The sequence below is a fragment of the Psychrobium sp. nBUS_13 genome, assembly GCF_051201665.1.
Classification (GTDB): Bacteria; Pseudomonadota; Gammaproteobacteria; order Enterobacterales; family Psychrobiaceae; genus Psychrobium.
The window spans coordinates 3,538,639-3,559,101 of record NZ_CP179210.1 but is presented as its reverse complement, the minus strand read 5'-3'; the positions used below and the strand labels follow the sequence as shown (position 1 = coordinate 3,559,101).

Annotated in this window: 21 protein-coding genes and 1 pseudogene; 10 read left to right on the top strand and 12 right to left on the bottom strand. The window is 38.8% G+C overall.

Annotated elements, in window-relative coordinates; translation table 11 throughout:
• The first annotated feature begins 4 nt into the window (after positions 1-4).
• Positions 5-934: a 4-hydroxy-3-methylbut-2-enyl diphosphate reductase gene (ispH, locus tag ACMAZF_RS16545; RefSeq protein ID WP_435277266.1), complete on the top strand. Its 930-nt coding sequence runs from the start codon at positions 5-7 to the stop codon at positions 932-934.
• A 640-nt stretch (positions 935-1,574) separates the two neighbouring features.
• On the opposite strand, the gene ACMAZF_RS16540 is transcribed toward ispH, so the two are convergent.
• The 3 genes from ACMAZF_RS16540 to ACMAZF_RS16530 form a co-directional block, all read right to left on the bottom strand.
• Positions 1,575-2,459 carry an IS982 family transposase gene (locus tag ACMAZF_RS16540; RefSeq protein ID WP_435273829.1) on the bottom strand — a complete coding sequence of 295 codons (885 nt, stop codon included), beginning with the start codon at positions 2,457-2,459 and terminating at the stop codon, positions 1,575-1,577.
• Between the two features lie 89 nt (positions 2,460-2,548).
• Complete coding sequence (locus ACMAZF_RS16535) at positions 2,549-3,499, bottom strand: nucleotidyl transferase AbiEii/AbiGii toxin family protein (protein WP_435274843.1); 951 nt, start codon at positions 3,497-3,499, stop codon at positions 2,549-2,551.
• Positions 3,492-3,893, bottom strand: a complete 402-nt coding sequence (locus tag ACMAZF_RS16530) for a DUF6088 family protein (RefSeq protein WP_435274842.1) — start codon at positions 3,891-3,893, stop codon at positions 3,492-3,494. The genes ACMAZF_RS16535 and ACMAZF_RS16530 overlap by 8 nt, the downstream gene beginning before the upstream one ends.
• Before the next feature lie 237 nt (positions 3,894-4,130).
• Here ACMAZF_RS16530 and ACMAZF_RS16525 point away from each other — a divergent pair, with 237 nt between their 5' ends.
• Genes ACMAZF_RS16525 through ACMAZF_RS16500 form a run of 6 tightly spaced genes read left to right on the top strand, consistent with a single transcriptional unit; the run spans position 4,131 to position 7,478 of the window.
• Positions 4,131-4,544, top strand: coding sequence for an RHS repeat-associated core domain-containing protein (locus ACMAZF_RS16525; protein ID WP_435274841.1), 414 nt, complete (start codon positions 4,131-4,133; stop codon positions 4,542-4,544).
• Positions 4,504-4,845 carry a hypothetical protein gene (locus ACMAZF_RS16520; protein WP_435274840.1) on the top strand — a complete coding sequence of 114 codons (342 nt, stop codon included), beginning with the start codon at positions 4,504-4,506 and terminating at the stop codon, positions 4,843-4,845. The genes ACMAZF_RS16525 and ACMAZF_RS16520 overlap by 41 nt, the downstream gene beginning before the upstream one ends.
• Positions 4,846-4,885: 40 nt before the next feature.
• On the top strand, positions 4,886-5,911 hold the full coding sequence (gene istA, locus ACMAZF_RS16515) for an IS21 family transposase (protein ID WP_435274182.1): 1,026 nt from the start codon (positions 4,886-4,888) through the stop codon (positions 5,909-5,911).
• Entirely contained in the window at positions 5,908-6,681 is a 774-nt protein-coding gene (istB, locus tag ACMAZF_RS16510) for an IS21-like element helper ATPase IstB (RefSeq protein WP_435273981.1), read from the top strand. The genes istA and istB overlap by 4 nt, the downstream gene beginning before the upstream one ends.
• A gap of 57 nt (positions 6,682-6,738) precedes the next feature.
• Positions 6,739-7,083 carry a hypothetical protein gene (locus tag ACMAZF_RS16505; protein WP_435274839.1) on the top strand — a complete coding sequence of 115 codons (345 nt, stop codon included), beginning with the start codon at positions 6,739-6,741 and terminating at the stop codon, positions 7,081-7,083.
• 11 nt (positions 7,084-7,094) lie between these two features.
• Positions 7,095-7,478 carry a hypothetical protein gene (locus tag ACMAZF_RS16500; protein WP_435274838.1) on the top strand — a complete coding sequence of 128 codons (384 nt, stop codon included), beginning with the start codon at positions 7,095-7,097 and terminating at the stop codon, positions 7,476-7,478.
• Between the two features lie 493 nt (positions 7,479-7,971).
• On the opposite strand, the gene ACMAZF_RS16495 is transcribed toward ACMAZF_RS16500, so the two are convergent.
• The 5 genes from ACMAZF_RS16495 to ACMAZF_RS16475 all read right to left on the bottom strand — a co-directional run bounded on the left by ACMAZF_RS16495 (position 7,972) and on the right by ACMAZF_RS16475 (position 11,886).
• Positions 7,972-8,346, bottom strand: coding sequence for a hypothetical protein (locus tag ACMAZF_RS16495; RefSeq protein ID WP_435274837.1), 375 nt, complete (start codon positions 8,344-8,346; stop codon positions 7,972-7,974).
• Positions 8,347-8,619: 273 nt separating this feature from the next.
• Positions 8,620-9,399, bottom strand: coding sequence for a hypothetical protein (locus ACMAZF_RS16490; RefSeq protein ID WP_435274836.1), 780 nt, complete (start codon positions 9,397-9,399; stop codon positions 8,620-8,622).
• A gap of 126 nt (positions 9,400-9,525) precedes the next feature.
• Entirely contained in the window at positions 9,526-9,960 is a 435-nt protein-coding gene (locus tag ACMAZF_RS16485) for a hypothetical protein (protein WP_435274835.1), read from the bottom strand.
• A 135-nt stretch (positions 9,961-10,095) separates the two neighbouring features.
• Positions 10,096-11,145: an alpha/beta hydrolase gene (locus ACMAZF_RS16480; protein ID WP_435274834.1), complete on the bottom strand. Its 1,050-nt coding sequence runs from the start codon at positions 11,143-11,145 to the stop codon at positions 10,096-10,098.
• A gap of 126 nt (positions 11,146-11,271) precedes the next feature.
• Entirely contained in the window at positions 11,272-11,886 is a 615-nt protein-coding gene (locus tag ACMAZF_RS16475; protein ID WP_435274833.1) for a helix-turn-helix domain-containing protein, read from the bottom strand.
• 319 nt (positions 11,887-12,205) lie between these two features.
• On the opposite strand from ACMAZF_RS16475, the gene ACMAZF_RS16470 reads away from it, so the two are divergent.
• Entirely contained in the window at positions 12,206-13,042 is an 837-nt protein-coding gene (locus tag ACMAZF_RS16470) for an integron integrase (RefSeq protein WP_435274832.1), read from the top strand.
• Positions 13,043-13,711: 669 nt separating this feature from the next.
• On the opposite strand, the gene ACMAZF_RS16465 is transcribed toward ACMAZF_RS16470, so the two are convergent.
• The 3 genes and pseudogenes from ACMAZF_RS16465 to ACMAZF_RS16455 all read right to left on the bottom strand — a co-directional run.
• Positions 13,712-15,223 carry a hypothetical protein gene (locus ACMAZF_RS16465; protein ID WP_435274831.1) on the bottom strand — a complete coding sequence of 504 codons (1,512 nt, stop codon included), beginning with the start codon at positions 15,221-15,223 and terminating at the stop codon, positions 13,712-13,714.
• A gap of 11 nt (positions 15,224-15,234) precedes the next feature.
• On the bottom strand, positions 15,235-16,512 hold the full coding sequence (gene traF, locus ACMAZF_RS16460) for a conjugal transfer protein TraF (RefSeq protein ID WP_435274830.1): 1,278 nt from the start codon (positions 16,510-16,512) through the stop codon (positions 15,235-15,237).
• Positions 16,513-16,675: 163 nt separating this feature from the next.
• Positions 16,676-16,846, bottom strand: a pseudogene (locus ACMAZF_RS16455) (IS3 family transposase); the annotation flags it as partial.
• 228 nt (positions 16,847-17,074) lie between these two features.
• Between ACMAZF_RS16455 and ACMAZF_RS16450 the strand changes: the two are divergent.
• On the top strand, positions 17,075-17,329 hold the full coding sequence (locus ACMAZF_RS16450; RefSeq protein WP_435274829.1) for a hypothetical protein: 255 nt from the start codon (positions 17,075-17,077) through the stop codon (positions 17,327-17,329).
• On the opposite strand, the gene ACMAZF_RS16445 is transcribed toward ACMAZF_RS16450, so the two are convergent.
• Positions 17,286-18,224 carry a substrate-binding periplasmic protein gene (locus tag ACMAZF_RS16445; protein ID WP_435274828.1) on the bottom strand — a complete coding sequence of 313 codons (939 nt, stop codon included), beginning with the start codon at positions 18,222-18,224 and terminating at the stop codon, positions 17,286-17,288. The genes ACMAZF_RS16450 and ACMAZF_RS16445 overlap by 44 nt on opposite strands.
• Positions 18,225-18,379: 155 nt before the next feature.
• On the opposite strand from ACMAZF_RS16445, the gene ACMAZF_RS16440 reads away from it, so the two are divergent.
• A complete protein-coding gene (locus tag ACMAZF_RS16440; protein WP_435274827.1) occupies positions 18,380-20,449 on the top strand; it encodes a TonB-dependent receptor in 2,070 nt (689 codons plus the stop codon).
• The last annotated feature ends 14 nt before the right edge of the window (positions 20,450-20,463 follow it).

Here is a 20,463-nt window from a genome sequence, read left to right as displayed (position 1 = left end):
GAGCATACAAATACTTCGTGCTAACCCTCGTGGATTTTGTGCTGGTGTAGACCGCGCAATCACCATTGTTGAACGAGCTTTAGACTTGTTTGACGCCCCTATTTACGTGCGCCATGAAGTGGTGCATAACAAATACGTGGTAGATGGTTTACGTGAGCGCGGCGCAGTATTTGTAGAAGAGCTGGACCAAGTGCCAGATGACTCAACGGTTATTTTCAGTGCGCATGGTGTATCTCAAGCGGTTCGTCAAGAAGCGAAGCGTCGTGATTTACGCGTGTTTGACGCCACGTGCCCGTTGGTTACAAAAGTACACATGGAAGTTGCGCGTTCAAGTAAACGCACCACTGAATGTGTGCTCATTGGTCACAAAGGCCACCCTGAAGTGATTGGCACCATGGGGCAATACTCGAACGATGACGGTGCTATGTACTTAGTCGAAACCGTCGAAGATGTTGCAAACCTGCAAGTGACTGACGAGAGTAATCTAAGTTACGTTACCCAAACAACGTTGTCAGTAGATGATACTAAAAATATTATCGATGCCTTGCGTGAACGCTTTCCTGAAATCGAAGGCCCACGCAAAGACGACATTTGTTATGCCACACAAAATCGTCAAGACGCGGTAAAAGACATTTCAGCCAAAGTTGATTTGTTATTAGTGGTTGGCTCTAAAAACAGCTCAAACTCTAATCGTCTGCGCGAACTAGCTGAGAAAAACAACACAACTGCTTATCTCATTGATAACAGCGACGGCATTGATGCGAGCTGGTTAACAGGCGTAAAAGCTGTTGGTGTTACTGCTGGTGCTTCTGCTCCTGAAATCTTAGTTAATCAAGTGATTGAAAAGCTAGTTGAATTAACAAATGGTGAAGTGGTAGAAAACCCGGGTATTATCGAAGATACCGTGTTTGCTGTGCCAGTAGAACTGCGTTAATCGCAATTCAGCTTTTGATATAAAACGGCGCTATTTAGCGCCGTTTTTTGTTGCCTCTAACTTATGGCGAAACAATAGAACTTTGATAAGTCGTCGTTCCGATATCTAATAGTATTAGTGAAATTAGTTTTCATACTAGCTAAATATCAATTTTGAATATTTTATGGAAATTTCCCTCTTTTCTACTAATTTTGATAAGTAGTGAACAATTAAGGGAATGCTCATGTTCAGCTCTATCGTAACACCAATTGCATTAAATATTTGCCCACTTGTACTTGTTAAAATTAACTAAAATGGCGTTGCTCTCAATCCTAATAGCCAGCTATTAGTCAATCGAGCGCCTTGTTTTAGCTGATTTTCTCTACGCACAACAAGATCACTTACTTAATGCAATTGGTATAAATAATAAAAGAACTTCTCAACTTTTCATAGTACTAGCCATATTTGTAGGCATTCTTTTTTCATCGAATTCAATCGCAAACAATAGCACTGAATGGACATCTCAAAAATTGGGTGGAAAATTTACTGTTGGATGTATAAATTTTGGTGGACCCACTCTGGAATTAAAAGTTTTGACAGAATTAAGCTACAGAGGAAAGTGAAAAAAAGTGGAAAAATATTTATGTAACCTGAGATCGGCTTAAGAAACGACGATCTGATTCATCTCAACGTCAGTGATATTTAGTTGTGGTTTGTTTTCTTTCAGAGAATAAGCCACAAGCCCAGCAATGAGATTTAACATTAAGCCATTCATGCTTCTATGTCTGGAATGCTCAATTTGTGAAATGTTTTTCAATTGGTCATTGATTGTTTCAATAATAAATCGCCTAGATAGCATGGCCCTATCCCAAATAGACAGTACCTTTGCTTTCATATTTTTTCGCACATTTGTTACTAAAGTGACTCCTTGTTCTAGCAAATTACTTTCTAATGCTTTACTTATGTAGCCCTTATCAGCATAGAGTTTATCTGGCAGGTCTGATGCCATACCTTCAACGGGTTGAGTATCATGCACGTTCGCAGCCGTTATTTTCGCTGCAACAATCTCCCCTAGGTGATTCACTATCAAATGGAGCTTAAATCCAAAATACCAGCCCATAGTCCCTTTACCTCGTTTAGCAATTCCATCAAATGTTTTGTGGCGTGGGATTCTTAAATTGTGGCAAACTTTAATGCTTGTAGAGTCAATAAATTCAAGGCCTGTAGGCTGCCCCTTAATCGCAGAAAAATAACTGCACAACGGCACTAATGTCGTTGGCATGACTTCTAAAAATCGTGTGTAACTAAGCAAGTATGGGAATTGTTTTTTGTAAAAACGCTGAATGAACCCGATGTAATAGTTTTTAAAGTCTCTGTGATTCGACATATGGAATAAAATAACGATAGTCATCACTTCACTTGTGGCCATTCGACCTTTACGCTGCCGCTTTCTCGTCCCATCAGACAGTAATTGCTTTTCCCATTGAGGAATAAAAACTTCACAAAAATCATCGACATCACAAAATATTTCAACTAACTTATCCATACGCTCACCGTTTATAGTGTTTAAATCGTTTCTTGTTCGAAAGATCCGATCACTAGGTGGGCTATTAGTTCATCCCGAGTTCAGGTTAGTTATTGTTTTAAGCGCTCAAAAACCTTTTCAACAAGTGTTTTGAATGACAGAAAAGCTTCTTCCCATGTTGTTTTGTTTTCAGCATAAACCATTGGCTTAACATACTGCTCATAACGCGTTTTATGAATAGAGTCATTTTCAAGTAAAGCCAAGGCGAAACGCAGCTCATCAAGCGGAGATTCAACCATTTGAGTATGTTGATTGCCATAGCGTTCAATATCAGCTTGCATGACTTTATCAATCAGCGCAGCGAGTTTACTAATATCTGATGGGCTAGTTAACTGAATATGATGTGTATCATAGATATGTCGAATTAATGCTTCATCATCATCTCTTTCAATGTTTCTGGCATGACTTGCTGTACGCCTTAGCATCGATATTATTTTCTCAGCCTGCGTATCAATGACACTAGTACAGGCAAATGCCGCTAGCTCACTAGGTTGTTGCAGTGCAGATGCATAAAGGGAGGTAATATCTCGCGAAACAAAGTCACTCAATAAATCAGACTCAATTAACTCTAGTTTAATGTATGGCCTTAAACATGGTTCAATTTGATAAGCTTGTGGGTATTTTATTTCGAAACACATATAACGGTACTCATCACGTACTAATGCATTTTCTTCTAATTGAAAAATAGGCGACTGCTCAATGAGCGCCTCAATTGCTAACCGAACAGCTTTTCTTGCTTTCTTTTTTGCACCACGAGAGGGGATGCTATCAAATTCATCATTTGGTACAAATTTTAAATCGACATCTTCAGACATACGATATGTTTTAACTGATGATTTTGCTAATGCCGTACCACCAGAGAAAACTATTTGATGGAATGGGGTCTCTAGTTGCTCTAACAATTGCAGCAACTGAACAACATAATAGTCTTTTTCGACAATGGTAGGGTTGCTTAAACCAATTGCATCAGCGACATCGGCAAATAGTGAACTATCAAGCAAGGTTAACACCCTGAGAGCCTATCTCTATTTTACGAGTAAAACGAGAAGATGTTGGAATGACGTTAATCTTGGCAGGAATTTGCGTGCTAACACCTTGCATATTTGATACAGAAAGATCATCAAATTTATAATCCTTGCCTAATCGCTCCATTGCTTCGATTAACACACCATCAGCACCACCTGGATTATCAGGCATTGCTTTTCGGGTTATACGATTCAAACGAGCACGCACATAAAGGCCATAACCAATTTTGATTAATTCACCAGATGCGACCATGAGACGAAGTATTCGGCCTACTTGATCGTACCCTGCGATATCCTTAAAGTCAGAGCGCAAAAATACAGAGCGTTTTGAACGCTTAACTCTAATTTGTATTTTGTCTTTAATGCGCATGGCAGCTCCTCTCGCTTCTTTCAAAGTATATGCAAAAACACGACATTTTACAATTGCAAAAACACGACATTTATTAGGGCTAGTTACCCATGAGTTTTCGACTAACACTCGTGAATAGATTAAATAGCGAACTTTCTGTTCAATACAAATGAAATGTAAGTTACCTTAATAATATTAAATAGCTTATTAATTAATAAGTTAACGTTCTTTATATAATCCAATTACCGACTAATTCATATGAACGGTCGGATTGACGATGCAACGTTAGGTCGATTCCTTCAGGCTGATCCGTTTATTCAGGCACCAACGAATAGTCAAAACTATAACCGCTATTCATACGTGTTGAATAACTCAATGAGTTATACCGATCCGAGTGGATATTTCTTTAAGTCGCTTAAAAAATTCGTTAAAAAGTACTGGAAGGCGGCTGTTGCAATAGCTGTTACGATAGCAACTTACGGAGCCGCCTCAGGGTGGGCTGCTGGTTGGGGGATGACTCAAGGCTTTAGCATGACAGTGTTAGGAACCACTCAAACATTTGTTACTGGGCTTTCAGTAGGAGGGGCAATCACGGCTGGAGCTATAGCTGGAGCCGTAGGCGGGGCTGTTGGTGGGGCATTGGGTAACAGGAAGTTTAAAAGGAGCACTTAGAGGTGCATTTACAGGTGCAATAGCGGGTGCTGCTGGTGGCTTTGCAAATGCAGGTCCCGTTACTGGTTGGGGTGATGCTGCTCAAAGAGTCGCAGTTTCTGCTCTTGGTGGGTGTGGTGCTGGTAAGGCATCAGGTGGTTCTTGTAGTAAAGGGGCAAAGATAGCTGCTCTAGCTCAAGCTTTAACAATGAGTGCTGAAGCTATTTACAAAAGTGTTAGTAGTAAATATAACAAAACAGGGAAAGTTCATAGTTGTCACCAACGGTGCAAAAATGACCCACTAACATCGATCCAAAATTGACCCACCGATGTATCATTTATTTATTTTTAGGTGATACGGTATGTTAACGAAGGAGCTATTTGTGAATATTAAAGTCCTGCATAAACAAGGCAAAAGCATTCGCGCCATTGCCAAAGAATTAAACGTATCGCGCAATACTGTGCGTAAATATTTAAGAGGCTATGACGTGCCTCATTATACAAAACGACATTCACCACCGACTAAACTCAGTCCCTTCCATGAGTATATTCAAGGTCGAATAGATGCTGCAAAACCACACTGGATCCCAGCTGTTGTTTTGTTGTCAGAAATAAAATCTAGAGGTTATCAAGGTGGAATAACGCAACTCAGGGTGTATTTATCCCCTTTCAAGCAATTAACACCAGAGCCTATTGTTCGATTTGAAACCGTTCCGGGTCAACAAATGCAAATAGACTTCACCACGATTAAACGCGGAAAGCTTACCATTAAGGCGTTTGTGGCAACCCTTGGCTATTCACGAGCCTGCTACGTCTATTTTTATGACCATGAGCGAACAGAAGCATGGATGGACGGATTAAGGGAAGCATTTCACTATTTTGGCGGCGTTCCAAAACAAGTGTTATGCGACAACGCTAAAGCATTAGTTATTGAGCGCGATGTTTACGGTGAAGGAAAGCACCGTTGGAATCAATCGTTTCTTGATTTGGCTGAGGAATATGGTTTTCAACCCAAAGCATGTCGGCCGTATCGTGCTAAAACCAAGGGGAAAGTTGAACGATTTAACCATTACTTGAAGAATAGCTTTGTTGTACCACTGCATGCAACGCTCAAGCAAGCGGGCTTATCGTTAGATTGTGCAAATGCCAATAGCAAAATTGGCGGATGGCTAAACGATGTCGCCCACCAACGTATTCATGGTACGACCGCACAAAAGCCGCAATACCTCCTTGATGAAGAAGTGGCGTACTTACAACCGCTTCCACAAAAACTTCACAGCAGTTTGGATTTAAAGAGCAGCGCATTAGTGTCGTTTATTGCGCCCATTGATATTGAATGCTATCAACACCCGATATCTGTTTACAGTGAACTACTGGAGCAACTATGAGTATTCAACATGAACAAATCGCTTCAATATGTGAGCAACTCAATTTAAGAAATATAGAAAACAACTGGCCTAACATTGCGAGTCGATGCGTCAAAAATGAAAGTAGTTATGCTGACTTTTTGTATCAGATCCTCACTAGCGAGTTAGAGAATAAGTATGATCGGGCGCGAGAAATCATGCTAAAAATGTCCGGTTTTCCAAGCATCAAAACACTAGACCAATTTAACTTCAAGATTGCAACAGGGGCACCACGTAAAGCGATAACGGAGCTAAGCTCGCTTGCCTTTATTGAGCGGTGTGAGAATGTCATTTTACTAGGTCCAAGTGGTACAGGTAAAACGCACTTAGCCATTGCGTTAGGTTATAAAGCCATTGAGCAACGCAAGAAAACACGTTTTATCAGTGCCGCAGATTTAATGCTTCAGCTAAGCAGTGCACAGCGGCAAGGAAAATTGAAAAGCTACATGCAACGCTCTATTCTTGCTCCTCGGTTGCTAATCATCGATGAGATAGGCTATTTACCATTTGGCCGTGATGAAGCAAATCTATTTTTTAATGTCATTGCCAAGCGTTATGAAAAAGGCAGTTTGATTCTAACGAGCAATTTACCCTTTGGACAGTGGCCGAGCGCCTTTTCAGATGATGCAACTTTAACAGCGGCCATGTTAGATCGCGTACTACATCACTCTCATGTGTTGCAATTAACTGGCGAAAGCTATCGATTAAGAGAAAAAAGAAAAGCGGGTATTATTGATACCTATCAAGACTAACTGGGTCAGTTTTCAATCGATGAATTACTGAAAAAGTGGGTCAATTTTAAACCGTTGTTGACACATAGTGCTCTAAAAGGTAAAAGTGATACTGGATACCAATTGGATGATGATACATTAGAACAGGTGTTAAGTGGTGATATAGAGGCTCCTTTTGGCTCAGATCAACACCCGTGGATGAAACAGGCCGCAAAAGGGAAATATGTAGATGCGTTTTCAGAATTTCATGATGGTTTACACGATATTTTTACTGATGTGCTAGGTAATGCAGATATTATCACCAATAATCAAGCAAGTTTGATTCTAACAATGCCTCACTCCTATGGTTTGACATTATTAGCTGCGGCAAGACCTTATAATTACGCTTACACAGCAACGCAGCAAATAGAAGATAATTATTAGGAGTATATAAAATGAAGAGTTACCATATCGTTTGTCTACTATTACTTTTAAGCATAGGTGGTTGTACAACTGGATATCAAGGGTATGTAAACGTTCTGGATGATAAGATTGGCACCAAAATGCATTATAAGAAACCTTTTAAATATAAAAATGCAGGACAACTTAAAAGAGCTAACTTTGTCATTACAGGGCAAGGCTTGACAGAGATTACGAAAAAGAATGAAGGGGATTTGATTTACCATTTTAATAATCAAGAAATTCTGCCTAATTTTTCTAACAAAGATTTGGTGGGTAAATGCCTTATTTACTATGTTGTTGACTCTAAAACTTACATCATTAAACGTTGGGGATTTGATAAAGGGGGCAATCCTTCTAGTTGTAGAATGTGGCCTTAAAAATATGTGCATCGAATTTTGGGACATAAAAGGGATCAGAGCCGTTTTAAATTGATTACCCCCAAGCGAAAAATAAAAGGGACAGGCGCTTTTTTGTTAATAATTGACGGCAATACGGCAGTTTTGCCGGCAATGAAGCTCATTTACGAGATTATGCTCACCATCACGGTCGAAGTTGGTGTAAAGGCGTCGGCTAATCCTCAGTATTAACTGTTCTTAATATTTTAAGCCTCAGCAATAGAGCTGACGATTTTACTCGTTCAAATTTCATCATTTCGTAGTTCTCATGCCCCCAGTTCATTTTTGTTTACTAAATGAGCCCAATTTTTCATTGGTTTTAGTTAGTGCAATTTAATTTTTAACTGATTGTGATTGGGTTAAATCAATGAGATATTTGTGTCTGTCCTTTATTTTATTTATTTTAAGTCCAAAATGTGAAACGAAGTGGAACGCAGCCAACTGTTACGTGTCCTTGTTTATTTCCTTGTTAGGTTTAAAATATGCCTTTTGAAAAATAGCCAGCGCCTACACCTAAACACCCCATTGAAGCGCCTCTAATTAACTTCAAAATTTTAGACATTTTGTATATATCTTTACCTTTAAGTAATGAGTCAACGATATGGTCTTGCCCAACAAGAGAAAAGAATATAGATAAACCTAAAAGCCCCAATGAAATATAAACATCGTCTCCCATTTCAACAGCCTTTAGTTGAACAAGAAAAATAATTGCACCAATTACTGCCGATGAAAGCCACGCATACTGTTTTAGTAATTCAAAGTGAAGCTCTGTAGTGAGGGTTTCATTCTTCACTTTATTTTCATTAACTGAATCAACTTTGATATTTTCTTCTACTTTTACAGCTTTCATAATTAAAACATAACTCCAATATATGGTTTAAACATAACGAGGCTGTAGAATTTATCATTCAAGAAAAACAGCCATTAAATTTTGATTAATTTACACTAAAAACCGCGCATCTACGCGAAATCTAATGTTGTATGAGAGTGATTTATGAAATAAATCACTCTCATCAACGTAGTTTTTGGCTCTGGAATCTAAGATTTATAAATTCTACAGCCTCAACGCCCAAGTCAGCGGGCAATTGGAGCGTAGCGTAAATTGCTCCACTGCACTTGCTTGTTAGAAGGGTTTCTCGGGAGGCTTTGCTGCAATCATTGTAGAGCTTTCAAATTCATAGTTTCTCTGTGATCCGTCGGCCCCTGTTTCGTTGCGGACTTCCTTACGTCTGCTGTATTTAGGCCTAGCCAAATATGAAAAATATGCCCACAGCACAGAAGATGCCAGAATTACTGCACCTATACCTTCGGCTGAAACCTCAGCTCCCAATATCTTAAAAACGGCACTATCTTGGGTTGAAATACCGGAAGTTAATACATATGCTCCAACAGCTAAGGCGGCGATTCCACCAATTGCCAAAACTACTGCTACCAAAGTCTTTGACTTCAAATATACAATATCAACATCCAATTGGTTAGTTTCAGTACGATTCATAAATAAAGTCCTAGCACCATTAATCGTTTCACTATTTCTTCGTATATAGTCACCTATTTCAGATAACAACACACTGTCTTTATATGGAGTGTTTTCTTTTCTTTTTATAAAAAAATATTGGTTATGTTCAAGATCAATTCTATTCAAAACATCCAGCAAGCATATCCCTTCAATAATCATCGGGCGACCTGATTTCCTTATACTTTTCTCCAGATCAAGATATTGTATAGAATCTACATAACGACCTGTACGCGGCACCAAAAAGTCATCAACGTGCACAACTGGTATTTGTGTTTTCTCGGATAGTTCATTAGCTATGATGGATTTTCCTCCGCCTAAGTCTCCATCAATAGCAATTATTCCCTTGTACTTTTCATTGAGAATTTCGATAAGGTCAGCTGCATGCATGTAAGTGCCTCATCCTTCTAACGCTTTGCTAAGGGGCAATTAACGGTTGGCTAAACTTGCGCGAAGCCAACTGTTAATTGTCCCAGTGAGTTTACGAACGAACTTGAGCAACTTGTTATATGCACGTTACTCATCAAGTCGTCGTTCTTTTTCCGCTTCTGGTAATTTATCCCACAGAGTTTCATAATAAAACTTTTTAATTAAAGGGTAATTAGCCTGCGCAAATTCTTTTACTTTATTAGGATCAGAATACTTCATTGGTTGATGAAATAATTCGTTAGCCTTTTCCATGAATTCAAATAACTCTATGAACTCACTTTGGGATAATTTAATTGAAGGTAAGTCATCTACTATTTCAAATTCAGCGTCTTTTGAATCAAAGATTTCTAACCAAATCGTACAGCCATCTTTGTCGCAACACTCAAGATCATAAGCTCCATCATAGACATCTACAATAGTGGCAACATCACCAACTATAGGAGAACGTGTACCCATGTGATTTTCATCAAATGTGAACTCACGATTCAACTTTTTAATTCTGACGACTGAATATTGCTTCATCCGTGACCTTAGTGCATATAACAGCTTAGCTAAGGGGCAATTGATTGTTGGCTATACTTGCGCGAAGCGCCAAGCCAACTGTTAATTGTCCCAGTGAGTTTACGAACGAACTTGAGCAACTTGTTATATTCCGCTCTAGCCACTACATCTGTGATTATTTTTAGCCTGATTACATATTTCATCTAGAATAATTTCACCTGCCTTTGTATACCCATTACTAGATAAATAGTCAGATATCTCAAATAGTGAGTTTACACCTTCTGGTGATTGATTAATTGTGAAAGCAATATGTTTATTAAGTTCTTCAGTTGCATTGCCAGAGATTGCATAATGAGCAGTCAGCTTTTGTAAGGTTTCTGCAGGAACAAGTACTTTAAACCCATACTTTTCGGATAAATTAGTATAGTGATTTTTTAAGCCATCTAAACCTGACACCTTTACTTCATAAGTCGGTTCCCAGCCAGCGAATGTTGATTGTAAAGCATACTGCATCGAAGGATGTTTAGTGGTTCTGTGAGATTGCTCTGGGAATTTTTTGAATTCAAAAGAACCTTTCGTTAGATTACTTAGCTTCTGAGTTAATTCTGTAAAAGGGTCTTGCATATGTTCACCTTCATTTGCGATGGTGATAGTAAGAGGCACTTTTTTGTTTAATGTTTCAGAATTTAATTTAGATACTCTGTCTACGATGTAACCATCATCAAGAGAGGGACTAAAAGCAAAGTATTTCGAAAAAACTGGATTGTCATTTATCCAAGAGTCCAATACGAAGCGACCCGAATTAGAGTGCCCTGATAAAATACCATAAGCTGCAACTCGATAATTTTCATTAACATATGAAACGACTTCATTTGTTAGAAAGTTAGCGAAAGGTGTTGTTTTTCCATTTTCAGGACTGAGTTCTTTTCCCCTACTTTCGATACCTACAACTATAAAGTTAGGAATTTGATCTTCTAAAAGATCAAGAGTGGATAAAGTTGAAAGCATATCCCACTGACCGTGCAGTACGTATAATACTGGATATGAATTTTCTTCGTTGTGATATTTCTTGGGAAGTTTTATGAATAAGTTTCTTTCTTCTCCAAGTGAATTGGACTTTAATTTAATTTCCTCAGCTAGAATTAAATCTGATGCAAGTGAAAACTGTGAACAAAGTAAAACAAAACTAAAAAACAATACTCTCATTTATAACTCTCCATGTTGGTGAAACTTTAGGAATATAACGCCCTGTTAAGGGGAAAATTGTAGTTGGCTAAAATGTGAAGCGAAGCGGAACCAGCCAACTGTAATTTGTCCCGCTTTAACAGCTTGTTAGGCTTGTTTTACAATGGAGTTTGAACTTTTACCTGCACTTAATTTCAAGTCGATAAGAAAATAAATAATACAAAAAATAAAGCCAGATAAAAGGCCATTAAATAAAGTATTTGTACTTTGACCACCAATTAATGAAAAAGCTGAGTAACAAAATACATAGATAAAAAATACTCGTACGCTACGTTTTAAAACACTATTGTTTTTAGTGGTTTCAGAGAGATACCAATTAAACAACGAGTGCATTATTGCAAAAATACCAAACATATTAGCTATAAGGAATATGTAACTTGGCTCTGTAAAAAACAAGTAACCAACAACTGATATTATAAAAGAGAGTAAACCTACCGATATTACAATTTTATTTGGTTTATATTTTACTACAGAGTCTGTGTTTGTTTTTAAAGTACCAACAAAATCTAATTCGCTTAAATCAATATCGAAGGTTGCTGCTAAGCACACTTTTGACTCTCTAGATATATTTCCCTCAGCCTCAACTCTTTGAATTGTTCGCAAGCTTAAACCAGATGACGCAGATAACTGCTCTTGTGACCATCCTCTTTTATTTCTTAATTCACGAACCTTTTCAGAATTGATTTTCATTTTAGTTTCCATGTGAAGCTCCTTTTAATTAAAGAGCTCTTACTATCCTAGATAAATAGAAGTTTTACCCCGCCACTTTACCGCCACACTGCGTAAAATATACGCCAAAACAACCGACAAGCCTAACAGCTTATTCTACCGCAAACACTGCGATATATGTTCGCAGTAATACGTAGATAAATAAAAACAACATAATATATAAATTTAATAAGCACAAGTACCTTAGGCGACATTAGCCTTAATCTTAAGTTTTTCTACCTATAAATCTAATACAAATGCCGCAAGTTTCGCCTACACTATTAAACTGTATGAATAAACAGTAGGTATTAGTATGAAAAATTCACCATTCCTCACTCATATTAAGGAAGTGATGCTAGCTCGACATTATGCGAGGCTGACCATTAAGTCTTACTTATATTGGATAAAGTTTTTTATTAACTTTCATAATAAGCAACACCCATCATCTCTTGGCGACAGAGAAGTAGAAAATTTCCTGACGTTTTTGACTGTCCGAAGAGGAGTAGCCGCGAGTACACAGTCGCAAGCGTTGGATACATTAGTGTATCTTTATCAAGAAATCGTTAAGCAGCCTTTAGATCCTTCACTTAGGTTTCACCGGAGTAACAAGCAGCGAAAACTCCCCGTCGTATTAACGCAAGATGAGGTGCGCCGTTTATTTGTGCAAATGCCGCCAAAGTATGATTTGCTAGCAAAGTTAATGTATGGCAGTGGACTTAGGTTGATGGAAGCGATTAGGCTTAGGATCAAAGATATTGACTTTAATTACTTCACGCTTTCAATCCACAATGCCAAAGGAGGAAAAAACCGTAGGGTTACTTTAGCAAAAGAACTGCAAGAACCATTGAAAAATCAAATAACACTGGCTAATAAATATTTTAATTTAGATGTGAGCAACAAAGAATACTGCGGTGTTAAACTACCTTATGCCTTGTCTCATAAATACCCAAATGCGCCATTCGATTTTTTATGGCACTACCTGTTCCCTTCATATAAATTAAGCTGCGAGCCAGGTACTAGCTGTATTAGACGCCATCATATTAACGAGACAACATTTCAAAAGGCGATTAAACAAGCGGCGAAGCAAGCACAAATTTTTAAACATGTAACATCACATACGTTAAGGCATTCATTTGTACATAAAAAATAAAGGACAGACAGTGCGCCGAGATAAATCGGTAGAAGATTGGAGGTGAAAGCCCTCTGCTTGGTAAGGCTCAGCAAGCCGCCAAGACCCCGAGTCATGGGATTTGCATCGTAAGGTGTCGAGTTAAGCGTTGACAGGGGAAACCATAGGCTAAGTATTGAGCTGCGAAATCATCGTCAAGAGTGCTGACCTAGTTGTCTGATGGGGAAGGCAATATGATGGTTAACGTTATACCGCGAGAGGGTAAGGCAAGTTAACCCTCAACTCTTCGCAGTCAGAGACCTTATGCATGTGGCGATGTCTTTTATGCGGAACTCGGGAGATCCAAAGGGAGCGTTTGCGCAGCAAACACTTTATCGGGAAGTCAGTTCGACGTAGCCGATAATGATAACCCTTTGGAAGTCAGACAGCTCCATAGTAGTGAAGAAGCATGCGAACAAAGCGGTGAGAAAATCAACGTGGCGGAGTATGTGGAGCGAAGGGAGCTGACAAAGAGAAAGTCATTCAACAGGAGTAAGACCATGACGCAGAGCGTGGAAGTATTGCTGCCTCGTTTGGATCGGCTAGTATTTGCGCCTGTCCTTTATTTTTTTATTTTTTAATAGTGAAATCAGTATTTTACTTTATTCGGTATAACAGCGGCTTTGACACCGCTGTTACTATTAGATAACACTATAAACTAGCTATCCAATCCTTACATTGTTGATCGGTTGTCGGTACTGTAATGCTTGTCGCTGAAAAGGCTGTATTTGTTGACCAGTTTTTTTCATTTTTGTCGTAATCAAATACAAAGCTACTGCTATCTGTTGTTTTAATTCGAAGTGCTTCTTCAGTACTGGCAAGTGTCAGTGTTAAATCAATAATGTAACCCGTTTTGTCCCAACTTCCTGTTAACACAGTGCCATTGGTATTTTGTGAATCATTAGGTTTTCTTAAGTTTTGGAATTTCACACAAGCAGTTATATTTCCTGAGTTCTCACCATCAAAAAAGAATCCAATCACGGCATCGCGTTTTTCATTTTTATCAGTTAACACCAATTGCATGTTAGTTAGATCAGCTGGTAACTCATTGCGATTATTCATACGTAACGTTGAACCGTCTAAATTGCTCTGTACGGCAAGGTTTTCAAAGTAATCGGCATCAAAACTGTCTTCAGCTAATTTATTTAAGAAGGTTTCATTAGTGATATATCCTTCTAATAAGTCAGTAACATCTTGTAATTGTTCAGTTGTTGCACCAATTGAATTGTTAGCTAAAATCTGCATTAAACGTACTTTAGATGGCGTAAAATCTTGCGACAACTGCGTCGATAACAATGAATGTAAGCGCGAAAGTGTTTTTGTTAATTCACGCACACGTTCACCAATATTAGAAGCGTTTGATGCGCTAGCAACTCTTTGTATTGACTTATTAGCAACGCCATTATTCTTTTTAATAATGAAAGCATCTAATTTAACGCGCACGTCATTAAGAATTTTATCGACTTGATCATCTGTTAATTGCGCTAACAAACTAGCGAGTGATAATTTCTCCTCTTTACCTAACTTATTAATGGCGCGATAAGTGTATCCAGAAACATCAATAGGCAAATCTTCGTCATCGCCAATATCAGGGTACTCTTCGGCGATAACACCACTAATTAATTCGACAACTTTATGAATATTAAAAGCGAGTCCAAAAGCTGAATCACTAGAAATAAACGCATTTTCCATGATGTTTTGATTAGCATCGATACTTTGTTGTTCATTAAGTGATAAATCACCAACACTCGTTAACGGCGTAATATATTGAATACCACTAGTTCCCGTGTACATAGTACTCATACGAGAATTGATACGTTCTAAAGTCGTTAAATCATAACCACCAACTGCAACCAATTTTACAGGATCGTTACTCGGTAATTTCAAACAATAGCGACTAGTGGAAGCACAATAATCAGTGCCATCTTTAGCAACACTGTAATAACCGTCTTTATCTGTAAATGCCCAAGGTTCAAATGGGTCTAACACATCGTCTTCGTTGTAGTCAGCAAATACTACAGCGCTTGCAATAAAGGGATCAATTACCGCACCGTTAACAACAACGGCGCTTTGTGTTGAGTCGACAACATCTTGATCATCAGGAGAACATCCAGCTAGTGCTGCAACAACACCTACGGCTAGTAGTGATTTTAGATATTTCATTGTCATCATCCTTAAAATTGATTGCTAATTGCTAAGTTAAGAAAAGCACCACGTGTTGTTGAATCGCCATCAATGGTTGTTTTATCCAATGAATACCCTAATCCAAGACCAAACCAGCCCCAGGTTAATTCACCTGATAAATAGCTCAATTCATTACCAACTAAGTTGTTTGAATAAGTTAGGCGAGTATTTGGTGCGAATGATGTTTCAGGCTTATAAGCTATTGATGCTGTCATCCACTGCTCTTCCACTCCAACAGGCGTAATGTGATCACTCTCTAAACTAAAGTCAGCACTGAAGCGATTGTCATTTGAAATATAGTTTGCTTGAACAGTTGCATAGCGAGTAGCTTTATAAGTTTCAGTTAAATCAATACGGTCAGAATAAGACAACGCCGTTAAACAATTACTTTGGCTTATGTCATTACTTAAACGATTACAATTTTTACCAAGTTCACCATAATCAAATTCAGGTTCGTTAAGATTAGACAAGGTTAGCCCAATATTGTAATTTTTAGCTGACCAATAGGCTGAAAGATCTAGGGATAATTCAGTTGTTTCATTTTTAAAATCTTCATAGTCATCTAAGAAAGTATCGGATAAGTCTTCATCACCATCGGCTGCTTGAAAACCAATAACTTGTTTTGATAAGCCTAAACGTTGCACATTTAAACGCGCACCAAGGTGTAAATCACCTTCCCAATCTCGATTTGTCGATTGCCAAACTAACCGACTATAACCGAATGAAAATTCAAGCATGTCTGAAACTTTGACATAGCCTGCGGCGTTAGTTTCAAGAGTTTGTTGCAGTGGGTTATAACGAACGTTGTCATCTAATATTTCGACATGAGCACTACCATAAGCACGTGTACTCACACTAAAAGCATCATGTTCACGTTTCCAGAGCATAGATAAAGGCACTTCAAGACCAACATTGACATCAGCATAGCTTTTATCTCCAGCAAGTTTTAACACCTCATTGAAGCGGTCTATTAACGCGTTAGCTTCATCTAGCGTGATGTCATCACGATCTAATTCGTCAACTAAATCTTCGATCTCATCAGCAAAATCCGCATCACCAATTTCACCACCAACTCTTAAGGATGTTAGATAGGCAAAACTGGTGGATTGCTTCATATGAGCATTCATACTCGCGATATTAACGCCATTCAAAGCATGTGCGTTGTGTGTAGCAACGCTATAACGGGAATTTCCCACTTGATCACCTTGCGCAGCGTAGAGTGGCGCTGCAACTAATAGTGCTAATGGAGTTAATTTTTTGAGGTTCATTCTCAACATTCCTTTTGGTAGGTGGGAGCGGTGTTTTAAACAATATTTTTCAATTGAACCACATAAAGTAGTACCTAAACAGTAATTTTAGACAAAAAGCATTAGATTCCCCTTACTTTCGCTTACGTAATCTTACATAAATAAACATTTTGACCTGTTCTGGTCAAGTCCAACCAGACACTTTCCTAAAGGAATGTTCAAATTCATTGGGCGACTGATCAGCATTGGCTGAATGCAGTCGCTCAACATTATAATATTTCATGTACCTAGCAACATCGTCTCGCATATGTTTACGGGTTGGCTGCGGCACCTTAAACAACCAATCGTGTTTTAATACCATTAATTGCATTAAGTAAGTGATCTTGTTGTGCGTAGAGAAAATCAGCTAAAACAAGGCGCTCGATTGACTAATAGCTGGCTATTAGGATTGAGAGCAACGCCATTTTAGTTAATTTTAACAAGTACAAGTGGGCAAATATTTAATGCAATTGGTATTAATAAGCCAAAGACAAGTGCTGTTTTAACACACTGGTAAAAAGTCGGGCAATTTAGGCGCGACCACATGGCTATTGGCGTTGGAGAACATCAGGAATTAAGCGCCAAGCCATATGTCTTTAGCCGCGTTGATGAAGCGAGTAACGATAAAGTGGTAGTTGCTCTTGATGCGCCAAAAGGAACGAAAAAAATGCCAGTTGGCAAAGTATTTAAAGATGGCCAGAAGTTTTTTGACGCTTACTCTAAACAATCCGTCAAAGTAAACAGCAATAGAGTGGTTATTGACAGCCCTTACTCGACTGTTTTGTTGGAGCAGAAGTAAAATCAAACCATAGACTTTTATTTAAGAATAGGGCGCGCGTTTTGTCGGAAAGATTATTTTCTAATTCAAACACGCGCCTTTGTTCCATGTTTGCCAAGTCAAATACTGGACTTAAATTGGGATGGGAGCATAATAATTCTTCAAATGACCCATCGGCCATCGCTAAATTTAATCCGTGCGTAATTCGCTGTTTAAGTAATGGATTATTATTGGCGATAAAAAAATACACTGCCGTTGGGTAATGAAGCATTAGTTCTTGTTCTATCTCGAATTTATCAGGAGATTGAGAGGGTAGTTCAGTCCATGGCTCCATAACACCGCGCGGAAAGTAGTCAAAGCGTCCTAGCTGCAACATTTCAAATAATGCACCGTAATATGAGCTACTGATAACGGGCAAGTTATTTTGTTGAAGAATATGATAGTCCGGCCAATCATTACCTTGACCTGCAACCTTACTTTTTAATTCATCTAAGGTCTTAATTTTTGAAAAAAGATTTTGCTCACCTTTTCGAATAATAAATATTCGATAGCCTAATAATCCTTTGATAAGTGGAATATAAATGGGTGTTGAATGCTTAAGAGACTCTCTCTCCTGCGATGTCATTGACCACACCACGTCAACATTTTCTTTGCCAAGATACATTAAAGCACGTTGTTGGTTCATCGCAAAAGCTATGGGCTTCAATTGATAATCTCCAAACTCTGGTTTTGTTTTCTCCAAAACTAGTCGAAGTAATTCGAGGTAATAAGCGTCTCGCTGATCATGTTGAGATTTTGCAGTTACCGTATAGTGCTTAATGATGACTTTATTATGCGGCTTGTTTTGATTGGCGTGAGCGTCAAAAAGTACGCTGCCAATGAGTAAGAGTAAGGTCAAACCGCTATGTTTATTCATTGAGTTATCCTTTAAGATTTGACGATGGAAGTCATTGTAAGTTAACAAAATGTTGAATATTGTATTTAAGTGTAACAGGGCTTAATAATAACTAGTTGAGTTTTTTTTCAGTGTTACAATATATCATTATTTATTTTTGTTAGATTGTAAAAAGTATGTCTGTTAAAAAGCTATCTTATAGCCTTGTTACCAGTAGCGTATTATTAGCGTTAAGTGGTGAAGCATTGGCCCATGGTAATAACCATGAACGTATTTCTGTTGTTGGCCGTGAGGTTAATTTAGTTGGCGAGGCTATTTCAGCATCTCAAGGCTATGTTGGCCAAGCTGAAATTGAGATCCGTCCAATGTTGAGAACAGGCGAAGTGTTAGAGCTAGTACCTGGCATGGTCGTGAGTCAGCACAGTGGTACAGGTAAAGCGAATCAGTATTTCTTACGTGGTTTTAACCTTGATCATGGCTCTGATTTTTCAACGATGATCGATGGCATGCCAGTCAATAACCGCACTCATGGTCATGGCCAAGGTTATACCGATCTTAATTTTATTATTCCTGAAGCCATTGCTGGTGTGAGCTATAAAAAAGGCGCTTATTACGCTCAGGTCGGTGATTTCAGCGGTGCTGGTAGTGCCCATATGAGCACCATGAATAAAGTAGATCACGGATTAGTATCGCTAAGTTTAGGTGAAAATAATTACCAGCGTTTAGTTGCCCTTGATAGCATTAGCACTGAATCAGGTGAGTGGTTTGTTGCTTTTGAAGGTAATAAATATGACGGTCCATGGACTGATGTTGATGAAGACTTGTCGAAAACGAACCTGATTGTAAAGCACAGCCAAAAAGTAGCGGATGGTCAACTAACGCTATCATTCATGGGATATGACAATCGCTGGAACAGTGCAGATCAAATTCCACAGCGCGCCGTGAAATCGGGACTTATCGATGAGTTAGGGTCAATTGATAAAACCGTCGGCGGTGAATCCAGTCGTTATAGTGTCAATGCCCAGTGGCAAAACGAGGCGTGGACGGCATCAGCGTATGCAATGAGTTATGACATGCAGTTGTGGTCTAACTTTACTTATTTCCTCGACGATCCTGTTAATGGCGATCAATTTGAACAAGTTGACGATCGCATGATCTACGGTGGTCAAGTGAGCTATCAGCAATTTACTGAGCTTAATGGCATGCCAATGACTAATTTATTCGGCGCGCAAGTGCGCGTTGATGATATTGATGAGGTTGGTCTTCACTCATCTACCGCACGCGTTCGCACAGGCACAGTGAAATCAGATGCTGTTGAACAGTCAAGCGTTGGTATCTATTGGGAAAATCAGCTAGCACTTAGTGATGAGTTAAGAACCGTTTTTGGTTTACGTTACGATCGTTATGATTTTGATGTGCGTTCACTCATTGATGTCAATAAGCACGGTGTTACCTTGACGCCAAATGGCGGCAGTGCCAATGATGATAAAGTGTCTGCTAAAGCAAGTGTGATTTATACATTAAGTGATGAATGGGAAACCTACGCATCAATTGGCCAAGGGTTTCACTCTAACGATGCTCGTGGTACCACCATTAACGTTGATCCTATCTCTGGCGAGCAGGCGGATAAAGTAGATCCATTAGTTGATTCATTAGGCTATGAAATTGGTTTGCGAGGTTTTTGGAGCGAACGCTTTAATACTTCAATTGCCTTGTGGTCATTGTCGTTAGACGAAGAGTTATTATTTGTCGGTGATGCTGGTAACACGGAAACAAGTCGCGAGTCTGAGCGTTACGGTGTTGAACTGACAGGATATTATCGCCTAAATCCGCAATGGACGTTAGATATCGAGTACGCTTACACCGATTCTGAATTTAGTGACTTCTCACAAGATGGTAATGAAATTCCTGGTGCATTAAAGCATGTAGTACAAACTGGTTTGAGTTATGAAGGACAATCAGGCTGGTTTAGTACACTGCGCGCTCGATACTTTGGTAAACGCCCATTAGTTGAAGATGGCAGTGTGAAGTCTGACTCAAGTCTAGTGAGTAATTTCCGCATTGGTTATAAAACACATGAATGGAGCGTTAAAGCCGACATTCTGAATCTGTTTAACAGCGATGCTCACGATATTGATTATTTGTATGAATCGCAATTAAGCGGTGAGTCTAGCCCACAGGAAGATATTCATTACCACGTTATCGAGCCTAGAACGGTTAGGGTGTCGGTGAGTTATAATTTCTAGCAAGCTAAGAAGCA

Coding starts and splice junctions, on each gene's coding strand:
- ACMAZF_RS16495 (WP_435274837.1), bottom strand. CDS start 8,346: ATGAAAGCTGTAAAAGTAGAAGAAAATATCAAAGTTGATTCAGTTAAT.
- ACMAZF_RS16525 (WP_435274841.1), top strand. CDS start 4,131: ATGAACGGTCGGATTGACGATGCAACGTTAGGTCGATTCCTTCAGGCT.
- ACMAZF_RS16490 (WP_435274836.1), bottom strand. CDS start 9,399: ATGCATGCAGCTGACCTTATCGAAATTCTCAATGAAAAGTACAAGGGA.
- ACMAZF_RS16475 (WP_435274833.1), bottom strand. CDS start 11,886: ATGGAAACTAAAATGAAAATCAATTCTGAAAAGGTTCGTGAATTAAGA.
- ACMAZF_RS16480 (WP_435274834.1), bottom strand. CDS start 11,145: ATGAGAGTATTGTTTTTTAGTTTTGTTTTACTTTGTTCACAGTTTTCA.
- ACMAZF_RS16530 (WP_435274842.1), bottom strand. CDS start 3,893: ATGCGCATTAAAGACAAAATACAAATTAGAGTTAAGCGTTCAAAACGC.
- ACMAZF_RS16445 (WP_435274828.1), bottom strand. CDS start 18,224: ATGAATAAACATAGCGGTTTGACCTTACTCTTACTCATTGGCAGCGTA.
- ACMAZF_RS16440 (WP_435274827.1), top strand. CDS start 18,380: ATGTCTGTTAAAAAGCTATCTTATAGCCTTGTTACCAGTAGCGTATTA.
- ACMAZF_RS16465 (WP_435274831.1), bottom strand. CDS start 15,223: ATGAAATATCTAAAATCACTACTAGCCGTAGGTGTTGTTGCAGCACTA.
- istB (WP_435273981.1), top strand. CDS start 5,908: ATGAGTATTCAACATGAACAAATCGCTTCAATATGTGAGCAACTCAAT.
- ACMAZF_RS16500 (WP_435274838.1), top strand. CDS start 7,095: ATGAAGAGTTACCATATCGTTTGTCTACTATTACTTTTAAGCATAGGT.
- ACMAZF_RS16470 (WP_435274832.1), top strand. CDS start 12,206: ATGAAAAATTCACCATTCCTCACTCATATTAAGGAAGTGATGCTAGCT.
- traF (WP_435274830.1), bottom strand. CDS start 16,512: ATGAACCTCAAAAAATTAACTCCATTAGCACTATTAGTTGCAGCGCCA.
- ACMAZF_RS16485 (WP_435274835.1), bottom strand. CDS start 9,960: ATGAAGCAATATTCAGTCGTCAGAATTAAAAAGTTGAATCGTGAGTTC.
- istA (WP_435274182.1), top strand. CDS start 4,886: ATGTTAACGAAGGAGCTATTTGTGAATATTAAAGTCCTGCATAAACAA.
- ACMAZF_RS16450 (WP_435274829.1), top strand. CDS start 17,075: ATGGCTATTGGCGTTGGAGAACATCAGGAATTAAGCGCCAAGCCATAT.
- ACMAZF_RS16540 (WP_435273829.1), bottom strand. CDS start 2,459: ATGGATAAGTTAGTTGAAATATTTTGTGATGTCGATGATTTTTGTGAA.